The organism is Pseudomonas sp. Pme6b (genome assembly GCF_058129925.1).
The window spans coordinates 6,059,679-6,074,416 of sequence record NZ_CM176704.1 but is presented as its reverse complement, the minus strand read 5'-3'; the positions used below and the strand labels follow the sequence as shown (position 1 = coordinate 6,074,416).

At 56.1% G+C, this 14,738-nt stretch carries 16 protein-coding genes; all 16 read left to right on the top strand.

All coding sequences use genetic code 11. The annotated features are described in order from the left end of the window. Positions 1-583: 583 nt before the first annotated feature. The 16 genes from rpmH (at position 584) to atpG (ending at position 14,720) form a co-directional block, all read left to right on the top strand. On the top strand, positions 584-718 hold the full coding sequence (rpmH, locus tag AC4ANE_RS27670; protein ID WP_002551315.1) for a 50S ribosomal protein L34: 135 nt from the start codon (positions 584-586) through the stop codon (positions 716-718). A gap of 16 nt (positions 719-734) precedes the next feature. Continuing rightward, the gene (gene rnpA, locus AC4ANE_RS27665) at positions 735-1,136 is read left to right on the top strand and encodes a ribonuclease P protein component (RefSeq protein WP_002551314.1); all 402 of its coding nucleotides are present in this window, start codon (positions 735-737) and stop codon (positions 1,134-1,136) included. Continuing rightward, positions 1,129-1,374, top strand: coding sequence for a membrane protein insertion efficiency factor YidD (yidD, locus tag AC4ANE_RS27660; protein ID WP_002551313.1), 246 nt, complete (start codon positions 1,129-1,131; stop codon positions 1,372-1,374). The genes rnpA and yidD overlap by 8 nt, the downstream gene beginning before the upstream one ends. A gap of 2 nt (positions 1,375-1,376) precedes the next feature. Further along, positions 1,377-3,068: a membrane protein insertase YidC gene (gene yidC, locus AC4ANE_RS27655; protein WP_460408646.1), complete on the top strand. Its 1,692-nt coding sequence runs from the start codon at positions 1,377-1,379 to the stop codon at positions 3,066-3,068. 78 nt (positions 3,069-3,146) lie between these two features. Further along, the gene (gene mnmE / locus AC4ANE_RS27650) at positions 3,147-4,517 is read left to right on the top strand and encodes a tRNA uridine-5-carboxymethylaminomethyl(34) synthesis GTPase MnmE (RefSeq protein ID WP_002551311.1); all 1,371 of its coding nucleotides are present in this window, start codon (positions 3,147-3,149) and stop codon (positions 4,515-4,517) included. 587 nt (positions 4,518-5,104) lie between these two features. Beyond that, on the top strand, positions 5,105-6,997 hold the full coding sequence (mnmG, locus tag AC4ANE_RS27645) for a tRNA uridine-5-carboxymethylaminomethyl(34) synthesis enzyme MnmG (protein ID WP_002555993.1): 1,893 nt from the start codon (positions 5,105-5,107) through the stop codon (positions 6,995-6,997). Further along, positions 6,994-7,638, top strand: coding sequence for a 16S rRNA (guanine(527)-N(7))-methyltransferase RsmG (gene rsmG, locus AC4ANE_RS27640; RefSeq protein ID WP_460408645.1), 645 nt, complete (start codon positions 6,994-6,996; stop codon positions 7,636-7,638). Before mnmG ends, rsmG begins: the two co-directional genes overlap by 4 nt. Positions 7,639-7,656: 18 nt before the next feature. Then, positions 7,657-8,448 carry a ParA family protein gene (locus AC4ANE_RS27635; protein WP_002555991.1) on the top strand — a complete coding sequence of 264 codons (792 nt, stop codon included), beginning with the start codon at positions 7,657-7,659 and terminating at the stop codon, positions 8,446-8,448. Between the two features lie 9 nt (positions 8,449-8,457). Beyond that, entirely contained in the window at positions 8,458-9,330 is an 873-nt protein-coding gene (locus AC4ANE_RS27630) for a ParB/RepB/Spo0J family partition protein (RefSeq protein WP_002555990.1), read from the top strand. A 146-nt stretch (positions 9,331-9,476) separates the two neighbouring features. Continuing rightward, positions 9,477-9,884 carry a F0F1 ATP synthase subunit I gene (locus tag AC4ANE_RS27625; protein WP_002555989.1) on the top strand — a complete coding sequence of 136 codons (408 nt, stop codon included), beginning with the start codon at positions 9,477-9,479 and terminating at the stop codon, positions 9,882-9,884. Between the two features lie 16 nt (positions 9,885-9,900). Then, positions 9,901-10,770, top strand: coding sequence for a F0F1 ATP synthase subunit A (gene atpB / locus AC4ANE_RS27620; protein ID WP_002555988.1), 870 nt, complete (start codon positions 9,901-9,903; stop codon positions 10,768-10,770). Positions 10,771-10,908: 138 nt separating this feature from the next. Further along, positions 10,909-11,166, top strand: a complete 258-nt coding sequence (gene atpE / locus AC4ANE_RS27615) for a F0F1 ATP synthase subunit C (protein ID WP_002555987.1) — start codon at positions 10,909-10,911, stop codon at positions 11,164-11,166. A 57-nt stretch (positions 11,167-11,223) separates the two neighbouring features. Next, the gene (locus tag AC4ANE_RS27610) at positions 11,224-11,694 is read left to right on the top strand and encodes a F0F1 ATP synthase subunit B (protein ID WP_002555986.1); all 471 of its coding nucleotides are present in this window, start codon (positions 11,224-11,226) and stop codon (positions 11,692-11,694) included. Between the two features lie 12 nt (positions 11,695-11,706). Continuing rightward, on the top strand, positions 11,707-12,243 hold the full coding sequence (locus AC4ANE_RS27605; protein ID WP_002555985.1) for a F0F1 ATP synthase subunit delta: 537 nt from the start codon (positions 11,707-11,709) through the stop codon (positions 12,241-12,243). 21 nt (positions 12,244-12,264) lie between these two features. Continuing rightward, a complete protein-coding gene (gene atpA / locus AC4ANE_RS27600; protein WP_460408644.1) occupies positions 12,265-13,809 on the top strand; it encodes a F0F1 ATP synthase subunit alpha in 1,545 nt (514 codons plus the stop codon). Positions 13,810-13,859: 50 nt separating this feature from the next. Then, positions 13,860-14,720, top strand: a complete 861-nt coding sequence (gene atpG / locus AC4ANE_RS27595) for a F0F1 ATP synthase subunit gamma (RefSeq protein ID WP_002555983.1) — start codon at positions 13,860-13,862, stop codon at positions 14,718-14,720. Positions 14,721-14,738: the final 18 nt, after the last annotated feature.

The following is a 14,738-nucleotide window of genomic DNA, read 5'->3' as shown; positions in this document are numbered from 1 at the left end:
GGATATCCCCTGAGTTGAAAGCCGGTGAGGCAAAAACAGCCGCCATTGTAACGATCCGCAGACGACTTATCCACATGTAGGTTGCTCACAGGCAGCTATAAATCAACGATTTATGCAGTGGTCACACGACAAACGGTCAAATCGTGAGCTCTGTGGATAACCCATCTTCAGCCCATTGCATAAGTCAGGGCTAAACTCTGTGCATAACTCGCCTGTGGATAAAACCGCATTCCATGCACAGCTTTTCCGAACGTGTGGCACAGGCAAAGCACCGCTTCTGGACAACCTTTCTTTTCGCTGTACACATTGAATTAAAAGGGCTATAGGATGTTATCCACAGAAAACGACTACGTAAGAGCTATAAACTTTATAAAGAAGCTTTAAATACTCTCTTCTTTTTATTTCTATAACTGATACGAGCCCGACTGCTCCAAATCGAGTGCCAGCGGGAAATTACCTATAAAAGACGCGTATGAAGAAAAGCTGGTTGGAAATTGACCTGCGGGCCTGCTTTCTCTAGAATCCCCGGTCTCTTAAAACGGGGGCCATTCCGGCCCGTAGTGGACGAACCAGGTAACACGCCATGAAACGTACTTTCCAACCCAGCACTATCAAGCGCGCCCGCACCCACGGTTTCCGTGCACGCATGGCCACCAAAAACGGCCGCGCAGTCCTTTCGCGTCGTCGTGCCAAAGGCCGTAAGCGTCTGGCAGTTTGATAAATCGGCACAGGAGGTGAGTCGAGACTTCAGTCGGGAAAAGCGTTTGCTGACTCCCCGGCATTTCAAGGCAGTCTTTGACTCCCCTACCGGCAAGGTTCCGGGGAAAAATCTCCTGCTCCTTGCGCGCAACAACGACCTTGATCATCCCCGCCTGGGGCTGGTGATAGGTAAAAAGAGCGTCAAGCTCTCCGTCGAGCGCAATCGCTTGAAACGCCTGATGCGCGAATCATTTCGCCAACACCAAGACAGTTTGGTCGGTTGGGATATCGTTATCGTCGCGCGTAAAGGTTTGGGTGACGTAGAAAACCCTGAACTGATTCAGCATTTCGGCAAGCTCTGGAAACGTCTGGCGCGTAGCCGACCCATTCCGGAAGAAAAATCCGAACCTGCAGGGGTAGACAGTCCAGATGCGTAAACTGGCACTCGTTCCGATCCAGTTTTATCGCTATGCCATTAGCCCGCTGATGGCCAGTCACTGTCGTTTCTACCCCAGTTGCTCCTGCTACGCGTATGAAGCCATCGAAAATCATGGCCTTTTGCGCGGTGGCTGGCTGTCAATTCGTCGCCTGGGTCGCTGTCACCCATGGAATCCCGGTGGTTATGACCCGGTTCCAGCTGTCCCCACCTCCCGTTCTTCTTCGATGGCCGAGTAATCATGGATATTAAACGCACGATCCTGATCGTCGCCCTGGCAATCGTGACCTACGTCGGGGTTCTGAAATGGAACCAAGACTATGGCCAGGCTGCCATGCCGACCCAGAATGTTGCAGCCAGCACCACCGCACCGGGTATTCCGGATACGGCTGCTGGTACTAATGGTTCTGCAAGTGCCGATGTTCCAAGCGCAAGCGCTACGGCCAATACGGCTGCAGCACCTCTTGAAACTCCGGCCGTAGCCAGCAAAGACCTTATCCACGTCAAGACCGATGTGCTCGATCTGGCGATCGATCCGGTGGGTGGCGACGTCGTTCAGCTTCGTTTGCCCCTGTACCCGCGTCGTCAGGATCGTCCTGACGTTCCGTTTCAGTTGTTCGACAACGGCGGCGAGCGTACTTTTCTGGCACAAAGCGGCCTGACCGGGACCAATGGTCCTGATGCACGCGCTGCCGGTCGTCCGGTTTACACCTCCACACAAAAGACTTATCAACTGGCTGACGGCCAGGACACGATGGTCGTGGATCTGAAGTTCTCGGAAAACGGCGTCAACTACATCAAGCGCTTCACCTTCAAGCGCGGTCTGTACGATCTGGTCATGACCTACGTTGTGGATAACCAGAGCGCACAACCCTGGGCCGGTAATCTGTTCGCGCAATTGAAGCGTGATGCCAGCTCCGATCCTTCTTCGACGACTGCTACCGGTACAGCCACCTATCTGGGTGCTGCCCTGTGGACTGCGGCCGAGCCATACAAGAAAGTGTCGATGAAAGATATCGACAAGGGTCAGGTCAAGGAAACTGTCCAGGGCGGTTGGGTGGCATGGCTGCAGCACTACTTTGTGACTGCGTGGATTCCGGATCACAACGCCACCAACGCTGTTCAGACCCGCAAAGACAGCCAGGGCAACTACATCATCGGCTTCACCAGCCCGACTCTGTCGGTTGCACCCGGTGCACAAGCTGAAACCAGCGCTACCCTGTACGCAGGTCCAAAAAGCCAGGCGGTACTCAAAGAGTTATCCCCAGGTCTGGAGCTGACCGTCGATTATGGTTTCCTGTGGTTCATTGCCCAGCCTATCTTCTGGCTGCTGCAACATATCCACGCCATTCTCGGTAACTGGGGCTGGTCGATCATTGTTCTGACCATGCTGATCAAAGGCCTGTTCTTCCCGTTGTCCGCAGCCAGCTACAAGTCGATGGCACGCATGCGCGCCGTGGCTCCCAAGCTTACACTGCTGAAGGAACAACATGGCGATGATCGCCAGAAGATGTCCCAGGCAATGATGGAGCTGTACAAGAAAGAAAAGATCAACCCGCTGGGTGGATGCTTGCCGATTCTTGTCCAGATGCCGGTTTTCCTTTCGCTGTACTGGGTACTCCTGGAAAGTGTGGAAATGCGTCAGGCTCCCTGGATCCTGTGGATAACCGACCTGTCGATCAAGGACCCGTTCTTCATCCTGCCGATCATCATGGGCGCGACGATGTTCATCCAGCAGCGTCTGAACCCGACTCCGCCGGACCCAATGCAGGCCAAGGTCATGAAAATGATGCCAATCATTTTCACGTTCTTCTTCCTGTGGTTCCCTGCCGGTCTGGTTCTGTACTGGGTTGTAAACAACACCCTGTCGATCGCTCAGCAGGCTTACATCACTCGCAAGATCGAAGCGGCTACCAAGAAAGCAGCTGCCTGATCTAACCTGTGAATAAGTTCTACAAGACGCCCCCTCGTGGGGCGTTTTGCTATCCGTCATTTGTCCGGGAGCCGGAGCATGAACGTTCCTCGTGAAACCATTGCCGCCATCGCCACAGCCCAAGGGCGTGGTGGTGTCGGTATCGTCCGGGTGTCAGGTCCTTTGGCCAGCAAGGCTGCTGAAGCCATTATTGGCCGGACGCCAAAGCCACGGTTTGCCCATTACGGGCCTTTTGTCGACGAAGCCGGACAGACCCTCGATGAAGGGATCGCGCTGTATTTTCCGGGGCCCAACTCATTCACCGGCGAAGACGTACTTGAGCTTCAGGGCCACGGCGGCCCCATCGTTCTGGACATGCTGCTGCAGCGCTGTCTGCAATTGGGTAGCCGCCTGGCACGGCCGGGAGAATTCAGTGAGCGTGCGTTCCTCAATGACAAACTCGATCTTGCCCAGGCAGAAGCCATCGCTGACTTGATTGAGGCAAGTTCTGCACAGGCAGCGCGCAATGCACTGCGCTCGTTGCAGGGCGCTTTTTCGCGGCGTGTGGATAACTTGACCGAGAAGTTGATCAGTTTGCGCATCTATGTGGAAGCTGCAATCGACTTCCCCGAGGAGGAAATCGACTTCCTTGCCGATGGCCATGTCCTGAACATGCTCGATGACGTACGTGCCGAGTTATCCACAGTGCTGCGTGAAGCGGGGCAGGGTGCCTTGTTACGCGACGGGATGACCGTTGTGATTGCCGGGCGTCCCAATGCGGGCAAATCCAGCTTGCTGAATGCCTTGGCGGGCAGAGAAGCGGCCATCGTCACCGAGATTGCCGGCACTACGCGCGATGTGTTGCGTGAACATATCCACATCGATGGAATGCCGTTGCACGTCGTCGACACAGCAGGTCTGCGTGATACCCAGGATCAGGTGGAAATGATCGGCGTGCAGCGCGCACTCAAGGCCATCGGTGAAGCTGACCGGATTCTGCTGGTTGTGGATGCAACGGCACCCGAGGCTGCCGACCCGTTTGCTCTGTGGCCGGAGTTCCTTGAGCAACGTCCGGATCCGGCGAAAGTCACGCTGATCCGCAACAAGGCAGATTTGAGTGGAGACCCCATCGATCTGCAAACCAGCGTAGATGGCCACGTCACTATCAGCCTGAGCGCCAGGTCAGGGGGCGCGGGGCTTGAACTGCTGCGTGAGCACCTCAAGGCCTGCATGGGCTATGAGCAAACCTCGGAGAGCAGCTTTAGCGCACGTCGACGCCACCTTGAGGCACTGCGCCATGCCAGTGACTCGCTGGAGCACGGCAGGGCTCAACTCACCCTGGCAGGTGCTGGAGAGCTACTGGCCGAAGACCTCCGTCAGGCACAACAAGCGCTTGGCGAGATTACCGGCGCATTCAGCTCCGACGACTTGCTTGGCAGAATCTTCTCCAGCTTCTGCATTGGCAAGTGACTACCGCTGAATGAAGTCAGGCGTGACCCGCACCGGGGTCATGCCTTTTCAGGCATCACAAGACGCTTTTTAGCCGCGTCATTATCCACACGGTCTGCCATTTCCCCACTACCGTTCCCCACATGCTGAATTTGCCGAACAAAAATCCTCGGCGAAGCGATTTTCTGCGCCTGATTTTTGCTGACTGGGCGTTTTTATGCGGATTAAGCCCTGTGAATAACTGCCCTTCAGCTCGGTGGGTAAGCAGGGTGCAAACCTGAAGATAAACTGCCCTGTGGACAAGTGGCTATCTTATCAACAGGCTCAAGTCGGTTATCCAAACCCCTCATCCCTACATGAACACAGACTTTTGATTCTCTGTACACATTGAATATAAAGGCTTGTAGAGATCTATCCACAGAAATCATGCTCAGTAAGAATAAACATAAAAACAAGGCTTTATAAACTTTCTTTCCTTTTTATTTTCTTTATTCGTGAGTTTCCCACAGCTGGTTAAATTTTGTCCAACGGGTTTCATTCAGGTGGGGTAAGTCCCTATACTTGTCAGCTATCCCAATTTCTCATCGACAACAGGCACGAGGTGCGTGGTGGATTTCCCTTCCCGTTTTGAAGTGATCGTCATCGGTGGCGGTCATGCCGGTACCGAGGCCGCACTGGCGTCGGCGCGCATGGGTGTCAAAACCCTGCTGCTGACGCACAACGTGGAAACGCTCGGCCAGATGAGCTGCAACCCGGCCATCGGTGGCATTGGCAAAAGTCACCTGGTCAAGGAAATCGACGCCCTTGGCGGTGCGATGGCCATGGCTACTGACAAGGGTGGCATCCAGTTCCGTGTGCTGAACAGTCGCAAGGGCCCGGCTGTACGGGCTACTCGTGCTCAGGCAGATCGCGTGCTGTACAAGGCAGCCATCCGCGAAACGCTGGAAAATCAGCCGAACCTGTGGATATTTCAGCAAGCCTGTGATGACCTGATCGTCGAACAGGACCAGGTGCGCGGTGTAGTGACCCAAATGGGGATGCGCATATTTGCCGATTCGGTTGTATTGACCACCGGTACATTCCTGGGTGGACTTATCCACATCGGCATGCAGAACTACTCTGGCGGACGCGCAGGCGACCCTCCATCGATCGCACTGGCTCACCGCTTACGTGAACTGCCACTGCGGGTAGGTCGCTTGAAAACCGGGACGCCGCCACGCATTGATGGCCGCTCGGTCGATTTCTCGGTAATGACCGAGCAACCGGGTGATACGCCGATTCCGGTGATGTCGTTCCTGGGCTCCAAAGAACAACATCCGCCGCAGGTCAGTTGCTGGATTACCCACACCAACGCCCGGACTCACGAAATCATTGCGTCCAACCTTGATCGATCGCCAATGTATTCCGGCGTGATCGAGGGGATTGGCCCGCGCTACTGCCCTTCGATCGAGGACAAGATTCATCGGTTTGCCGACAAGGAAAGCCATCAGGTCTTCATCGAACCAGAAGGGTTGACCACGCGCGAGCTTTATCCGAACGGTATCTCCACGTCGTTGCCATTTGACGTGCAACTGCAGATCGTCCAGTCGATTCGCGGCATGGAGAATGCACACATCGTTCGTCCTGGTTACGCCATCGAATACGATTATTTCGACCCGCGTGATCTGAAATACAGCCTGGAAACCAAGGTCATCGGTGGTTTGTTCTTTGCCGGTCAGATCAACGGCACAACCGGTTACGAAGAGGCCGGTGCCCAGGGTTTGCTGGCCGGGACCAATGCTGCACTGCGCGCTCAAGGTCGCGACAGCTGGTGCCCGCGTCGGGATGAAGCGTATATCGGGGTTCTGGTCGATGACCTGATCACGCTCGGTACGCAAGAGCCTTACCGGATGTTCACGTCCAGGGCCGAATACCGGTTGATCCTGCGTGAAGACAACGCGGACCTGCGACTCACCGAAAAAGGCCGCGAACTGGGTCTGGTCGACGATGCCCGCTGGGCTGCGTTCTGCACCAAACGCGAAAGCATCGAGCTGGAAGAACAGCGCTTGAAAAGTACTTGGGTGCGCCCGGGTACCGCGCAGGGCGATGCGATTGCAGAGCACTTTGGCACGCCGCTGACCCACGAATACAATCTGCTCAACCTGCTGACCCGTCCGGAAATCGACTATGCCAGTCTGATTGCCCTTACCGGGCAGGGCTGCACTGACCCTCAGGTAGCCGAGCAGGTCGAGATCAAGACAAAATACGCCGGTTACATTGACCGCCAGCAGGACGAAATCGCCCGTCTGCGCGCCAGTGAAGACACGCGTCTGCCGGAAGACATCGATTACGCCGCGATATCCGGCCTGTCGAAAGAAATCCAGAGCAAGCTGGGGATAACTCGGCCAGAAACACTCGGACAGGCTTCGCGCATTCCTGGCGTTACGCCGGCGGCTATTTCGCTGTTGATGATTCATTTGAAAAAACGCGGCGCGGGCCGTCAGTTGGAGCAAAGCGCTTGAGTTCTATGGTCACCCCGCAACAGGCCCAAGAGTTATCCACCGGTGCCCGGGAATTGGGAATCGACCTCAGTCCGGCGCAGCACGAGCAATTGCTGGCGTATCTGGCGTTGTTGATCAAGTGGAACAAGGCCTACAACCTGACTGCGGTCCGTAACCCGGACGAAATGGTATCGAGGCATCTGCTTGACAGTCTCAGTGTGGTGCCCTTCATCGAAGGTACACGCTGGATCGACGTCGGCAGCGGCGGTGGGATGCCTGGCATTCCCATGGCCATCCTGTTTCCGGAGCGCAAAGTGGCGCTGCTGGACAGCAACGGCAAGAAGACCCGGTTTCAGACACAGGTCAAACTGGAGCTGAAACTGGATAATCTTGAAGTTATCCACAGCCGTGCAGAAAACTATCAGCCTGATGCGCCGTTCGACGGGATCATTTCCCGGGCATTCAGCAGCCTTGAAGACTTCACGGGCTGGACTCGCCATATGGGCGACGTGAATACACGCTGGCTGGCAATGAAAGGGCTGCATCCTGACGATGAGCTGGTAGCATTGCCCTCGGATTTTCACCTCGATAGCGCACAAGCCTTGACCGTTCCGGGTTGCCAAGGCCAACGCCATCTGCTGATACTGCGCCGCACGGCATGACGGGGAACACAAGCAAGAATGGCTAAGGTATTCGCGATAGCGAACCAGAAAGGTGGGGTCGGCAAGACCACCACATGCATCAACCTCGCTGCGTCGCTGGTCGCGACCAAACGCCGTGTGCTGTTGATCGATCTCGATCCCCAGGGCAATGCGACCATGGGCAGCGGTGTGGATAAACATAATCTGGAAAATTCGGTCTATGACCTGTTGATCGGCGAATGCGATCTGGGCGAGGCCATGCAGTTTTCCGAACACGGCGGGTATCAACTGCTTCCGGCCAACCGTGACCTGACGGCGGGTGAAGTGGTTCTGCTGGAAATGCAGATGAAAGAGAGTCGTCTGCGCAATGCGCTGGCGCCGATCCGCGAAAATTACGATTACATTCTGATCGACTGCCCACCTTCGTTGTCGATGCTGACCCTGAACGCGCTGGTTGCGGCAGACGGGGTAATTATCCCCATGCAGTGCGAGTATTTCGCGCTCGAGGGTCTCAGCGACCTTGTGGATAACATCAAGCGCATCGCTGAACTGCTCAATCCGCAGCTGAAAATCGAAGGTTTGCTGCGCACCATGTATGACCCGCGTCTGAGCCTGATCAACGATGTTTCGGCACAGCTCAAGGAACACTTTGGCGAGCAGTTGTACGACACGGTGATCCCGAGGAATATCAGGCTGGCCGAGGCGCCGAGTTTCGGCATGCCGGTGCTGGCGTATGATAAATCGTCTCGCGGTGCGCTGGCCTATCTGGCCTTGGCAAGTGAACTGGTTCGTCGTCAACGTCGCGGCGCAAAAACCGCTCAGCCAACCTAAGGAATTCCCATGGCCGTCAAGAAACGAGGTCTCGGACGTGGGTTGGACGCGCTTCTGAGCAGTCCAACCGTCAGTTCGCTGGAAGAGCAGGCCGTCAAGGCTCCGCCAAGTGAGTTGCAGCATGTGCCGCTGGACCTTATCCAGCGCGGCAAGTATCAGCCGCGCCGCGACATGGATCCTCAGGCGCTCGAAGAACTTGCGCAGTCGATCAAGTCACAGGGTGTGATGCAGCCGATCGTGATTCGGCCTATCGGCGACAACCGCTTTGAAATCATCGCCGGTGAACGCCGTTGGCGTGCCAGCCAGCAGGCAGGTGTCGAGACAATCCCGGCGATGGTCCGTGATGTTCCGGACGAGACCGCGATTGCGATGGCGTTGATCGAGAACATTCAGCGCGAAGACCTCAACCCTATCGAGGAGGCCATGGCGCTACAGCGCCTGCAGCAGGAGTTTCAACTGACCCAGCAGCAGGTGGCGGATGCCGTCGGCAAGTCACGTGTCAGTGTGGCCAACCTGTTGCGCCTGATTGCCTTGCCTGAAGCCATCAAGACCATGCTGTCCCACGGCGACCTGGAAATGGGGCATGCACGCGCCTTGCTCGGTCTGAGCGAAGATCGGCAGGTTGAAGGTGCGCGACATGTTGTCGCACGCGGGCTTACCGTGCGCCAGACTGAAGCACTGGTCAGGCAGTGGCTGAGCGGTAAGCCGGAGGCTGCCGAACCAGTCAAGGCCGACCCTGATATCAGCCGCCTCGAACAGCGTCTGGCCGAGCGTTTAGGCTCTGCGGTGCAGATTCGCCACGGACAGAAGGGCAAAGGCCAATTGGTCATCCGATACAACTCGCTGGATGAGCTGCAAGGAGTGCTCGCTCACATCCGCTGAAACAATTGCTCTGTAGCGTATAGTCGGAAATCACTACCCGACTGTTGAATAGGGGCTTAACCGCCCCTATACTCTGCGCGCATTTTGTCGGCACAAATTATGCCAAGTTATTGATTATGGCGACCGACATCAAAGGAGCAGTTGCGATGGAATCCCGCATGCCAGACCGTTTGCCGTTCTATCGCCTGGCGGTTTTTCCGCTATTGCTGGCTCAATTGATAGTGCTGCTCATGGCCGCATTGGTGCTGTGGCAGTGGCAAGGAGTCGTTGCAGGATATTCGGGACTCTGTGGAGGCCTGATAGCCTGGCTACCCAATTTATACTTTGCTCACAAGGCATTCCGGTTTTCCGGGGCCAGAGCAGCGCAAGCCATCGTGCGGTCGTTCTACGCCGGCGAGGCAGGCAAACTGATTTTCACGGCAGTGCTTTTTGCATTGACGTTCGCAGGTGTGAAGCCACTCGCACCGCTGGCGGTATTCGGTGTGTTCATGTTGATCCAGGTGGTCAACTGGTTCGCTCCCCTGCTTACGAGAACAAGACTTTCGAGACCTTAGGGCGTTTGAGGCAACCATGGCAGAGCAAACAGCTTCGGGCTATATCCAGCACCACTTGCAGAACCTTACATTCGGGCACCTGCCCAATGGCGAATGGGGCTTTGCCCACACCGCAGCAGAAGCCAAGGAAATGGGGTTCTGGGCCTTCCACGTCGATACCCTCGGCTGGTCGGTTGCGTTGGGTCTGATTTTCGTTCTGATCTTCCGCATGGCGGCCAAGAAGGCAACTTCCGGTCAGCCTGGCGCACTGCAGAACTTCGTCGAAGTTCTGGTCGATTTCGTCGACGGCAGCGTGAAAGACAGCTTCCACGGCCGCAGCGCGGTTATCGCGCCACTGGCCCTGACCATTTTCGTCTGGGTTTTCCTGATGAACGCGGTCGACCTGGTACCGGTGGACTGGATTCCGCAGCTGGCTATGCTGATTTCGGGCGACGAGCACATTCCGTTCCGTGCCGTTCCGACTACTGACCCGAACGCCACGCTGGGCATGGCCCTGTCTGTGTTCGCACTGATCATTTTCTACAGCATCAAGGTCAAGGGCATCGGCGGTTTCATCGGCGAACTGACCCTTCACCCGTTCGGCAGCAAGAACCTGTTCGTTCAGGCGCTGTTGATCCCGGTCAACTTCCTGCTGGAATTCGTGACGCTGATCGCCAAGCCTATTTCTCTGGCTCTGCGTCTGTTCGGCAACATGTATGCTGGCGAGCTGGTCTTCATTCTGATCGCCGTGATGTTCGGCAGCGGTCTGTTGTGGCTCAGCGGTCTGGGTGTAGTGCTGCAGTGGGCGTGGGCTGTGTTCCACATCCTGATCATCACCCTGCAAGCGTTCATCTTCATGATGCTGACCATCGTCTACCTGTCGATGGCTCACGAAGATAACCATTGAGATTAGTCTCAGGACGTGTCTGATGACCGTCTCGCCATCGGCGGGGCGGTGCCCGCAAGGGCTGATGTAGAAACGATTTTGTTTTACCGCTTCAATTAAAAAAACCTAACCAATACGACGTAAAAGTCGGGAGGAAAGATGGAAACTGTAGTTGGTCTAACCGCTATCGCTGTTGCACTGTTGATCGGCCTGGGCGCACTGGGTACTGCAATCGGTTTCGGCCTGTTGGGCGGCAAATTCCTGGAAGGCGCTGCGCGTCAGCCGGAAATGGTTCCAATGCTGCAAGTTAAAATGTTCATCGTTGCGGGCCTGCTCGACGCCGTGACCATGATCGGTGTTGGTATCGCTCTGTTCTTCACCTTCGCGAACCCCTTCGTTGGTCAACTCGCTGGCTGATCACTCGAATTTTCGAGTTGATTGGTGTGATGGACAACGAACGAGCGAGGTGTTGGCGTGAACATTAATGCAACCCTGATTGGCCAGTCCGTTGCGTTCTTCATTTTTGTGATTTTCTGCATGAAGTTCGTGTGGCCTCCGGTCATCGCGGCTTTGCACGAACGTCAGAAGAAGATCGCGGATGGACTGGACGCTGCTTCCCGAGCAGCTCGCGACCTGGAGCTGGCCCAAGAGAAAGCGGGTCAACAACTGCGCGAAGCTAAGGCTCAAGCAGCTGAAATCATTGAGCAAGCCAAGAAACGCGGTACTCAGATCGTCGACGAAGCCCGTGAAACGGCACGCGTTGAAGCTGACCGTGTGAAGGCCCAGGCTCAGGCCGAGATCGAGCAGGAACTGAACGGTGTCAAAGACGCCTTGCGCGCCCAGTTGGGCAGCCTGGCAGTCAATGGCGCAGAGAAGATCCTGGGTGCCACAATCGATCAAAACGCGCACGCGGAGCTGGTTAACAAACTGGCTGCTGAAATTTAAGCGAGGGCGATCATGGCAGAACTGACCACGTTGGCCCGACCTTACGCGAAGGCGGCCTTCGAGCACGCGCAGGCCCACCAGCAGCTGGCCAATTGGTCAGCCATGCTCGGCCTGGCTGCTGCGGTGTCGCAAGACGGCACCATGCAGCGCATGCTCAAGGCCCCGCGACTGACGAGCGCACAAAAGGCCACCACTTTTATTGAAGTGTGTGGCGAAAAGTTCGATGCCAAGGCACAGAATTTCATTCACGTCGTTGCTGAAAACGACCGCCTCCCGCTTCTGCCGGAGATCGCCGAACTGTTCGACCTGTACAAGGCCGAGCAGGAAAAATCGGTCGATGTGGATGTCACCAGTGCTTTCGCATTGAACCAAGAACAGCAAGACAAACTCGCCAAGGTTCTCAGTGCACGGCTCGGCCGGGAAGTGCGCCTGCATGCTGCGGAGGATGCCTCTCTCATAGGGGGTGTCGTAATCCGCGCCGGCGACCTGGTTATCGATGGCTCAGTTCGTGGCAAGATCGCGAAACTAGCCGAAGCATTGAAATCTTGAGTTTGAAGGGGCAGCAGAGCAATGCAGCAACTCAATCCTTCCGAAATAAGTGAAATCATCAAGGGTCGCATCGACAAGCTCGATGTAACCTCCCAAGCCCGTAACGAAGGCACAGTCGTCAGCGTGTCTGACGGTATCGTGCGGATTCACGGTCTGGCCGACGTAATGTACGGCGAGATGATCGAGTTTCCGGGCGGCGTCTACGGTATGGCGCTGAACCTTGAGCAAGACTCCGTGGGTGCCGTTGTACTGGGCGCTTACACGACTCTGGCTGAAGGCATGAGCGCCAAGTGCACTGGCCGCATCCTCGAAGTTCCGGTTGGTAAGGAACTGCTGGGTCGCGTTGTCGATGCACTGGGTAACCCAGTTGACGGCAAAGGTCCGCTGAACAACACCGAGACCGATGCGGTCGAGAAAGTTGCTCCAGGCGTGATCTGGCGTAAGTCGGTAGACCAGCCTGTACAGACTGGCTACAAGGCTGTCGATGCCATGATTCCTGTCGGCCGTGGCCAGCGTGAGCTGATCATCGGTGACCGTCAGATCGGTAAAACCGCTCTGGCCATCGACGCAATCATCAACCAGAAGAACAGCGGCATCTTATGCGTCTACGTAGCAATCGGTCAGAAGCAATCGACCATCGCCAACGTTGTTCGCAAGCTCGAAGAAAACGGCGCACTGGCTAACACCATCGTCGTGGCTGCAAGTGCTTCCGAATCCGCTGCGCTGCAATTCCTTGCACCGTACTCGGGTTGCACCATGGGCGAGTTTTTCCGCGACCGCGGTGAAGATGCGCTGATCGTTTATGACGATCTGTCCAAGCAAGCAGTGGCTTACCGCCAGATTTCCCTGCTGCTGCGCCGTCCACCAGGCCGTGAAGCTTACCCAGGCGACGTGTTCTATCTCCACTCCCGTCTGCTGGAGCGCGCATCGCGTGTTTCCGAAGAGTACGTAGAGAAGTTCACCAACGGCGCAGTGACCGGCAAAACCGGCTCGCTGACTGCACTGCCGATCATCGAAACCCAGGCTGGCGACGTTTCCGCGTTCGTTCCGACCAACGTGATTTCCATCACCGACGGTCAGATCTTCCTGGAATCGGCCATGTTCAACTCCGGCATCCGTCCGGCTGTGAACGCCGGTGTTTCGGTATCCCGTGTGGGTGGTGCCGCTCAGACCAAGATCATCAAGAAGCTTTCCGGTGGTATCCGTACCGCTCTGGCTCAGTACCGTGAACTGGCGGCATTCGCCCAGTTTGCTTCTGACCTGGACGAGGCGACCCGCAAGCAACTTGAGCATGGTCAGCGCGTTACCGAGCTGATGAAGCAGAAGCAATACGCACCAATGTCGATCGCTGACATGGCGCTGTCGCTGTATGCCGCTGAGCGTGGGTTCCTGACTGACGTCGAAATCGCCAAGATTGGCAGCTTTGAACAAGCGCTGATTGCTTACTTCAACCGCGATCACGCCGATTTGATGGCGAAGATCAACGTGAAGGGTGACTTCAATGACGAAATCGATTCTGGCATGAAAGCCGGCATCGAGAAGTTCAAGGCCACCCAAACCTGGTAAGCCGCAGCGGGGGCCGCAAGGCTCCCGCTTGCTAACCTGATAGGTGTTACATGGCAGGCGCAAAAGAGATTCGCAGCAAGATTGCGAGCATCAAAAGCACGCAAAAGATCACCAGCGCCATGGAAAAAGTGGCGGTCAGCAAAATGCGCAAGGCTCAAATGCGCATGGCTGCTAGCCGTCCTTACGCGGAGCGCATTCGTCAGGTGATTGGTCATCTGGCAAACGCCAACCCGGAGTACCGCCACCCGTTCATGATCGAGCGCCCTGTGAAGCGCGTCGGTTATGTTGTAGTGAGCAGTGACCGTGGTCTGTGTGGTGGATTGAATACCAACCTGTTCAAGACTCTGGTCAAGGACATGGCGGTGAACCGTGAAAACAGTGTAGAGATCGATCTGTGCGTGGTCGGCAGCAAAGGTGCGGCATTTTTCCGCAACTTCGGCGGTAACGTCGTCGCTGCGATCAGCCACCTGGGCGAAGAGCCGTCGATCAACGACTTGATCGGCAGCGTCAAGGTGATGCTGGATGCCTACCTGGATGGCCGTATTGATCGCCTGTCCGTGGTATCCAACAAGTTCATCAACACCATGACCCAGCAACCAACAGTGGAGCAATTGATTCCGCTGGTGGCAACCCCGGATCAAGGGCTCAAGCACCACTGGGACTATCTCTACGAACCCGATGCCAAAGAGCTGCTAGACGGCCTTATGGTTCGCTACGTGGAATCGCAGGTGTACCAGGCGGTGGTCGAGAACAACGCAGCTGAACAAGCAGCGCGGATGATCGCGATGAAGAACGCCACAGACAACGCCGGTGATTTGATCAGCGATTTGCAGTTGATCTACAACAAGGCGCGTCAGGCAGCGATCACCCAAGAGATCTCGGAAATCGTCGGCGGCGCTGCCGCGGTTTAACGGTTCAAATATTAGAGG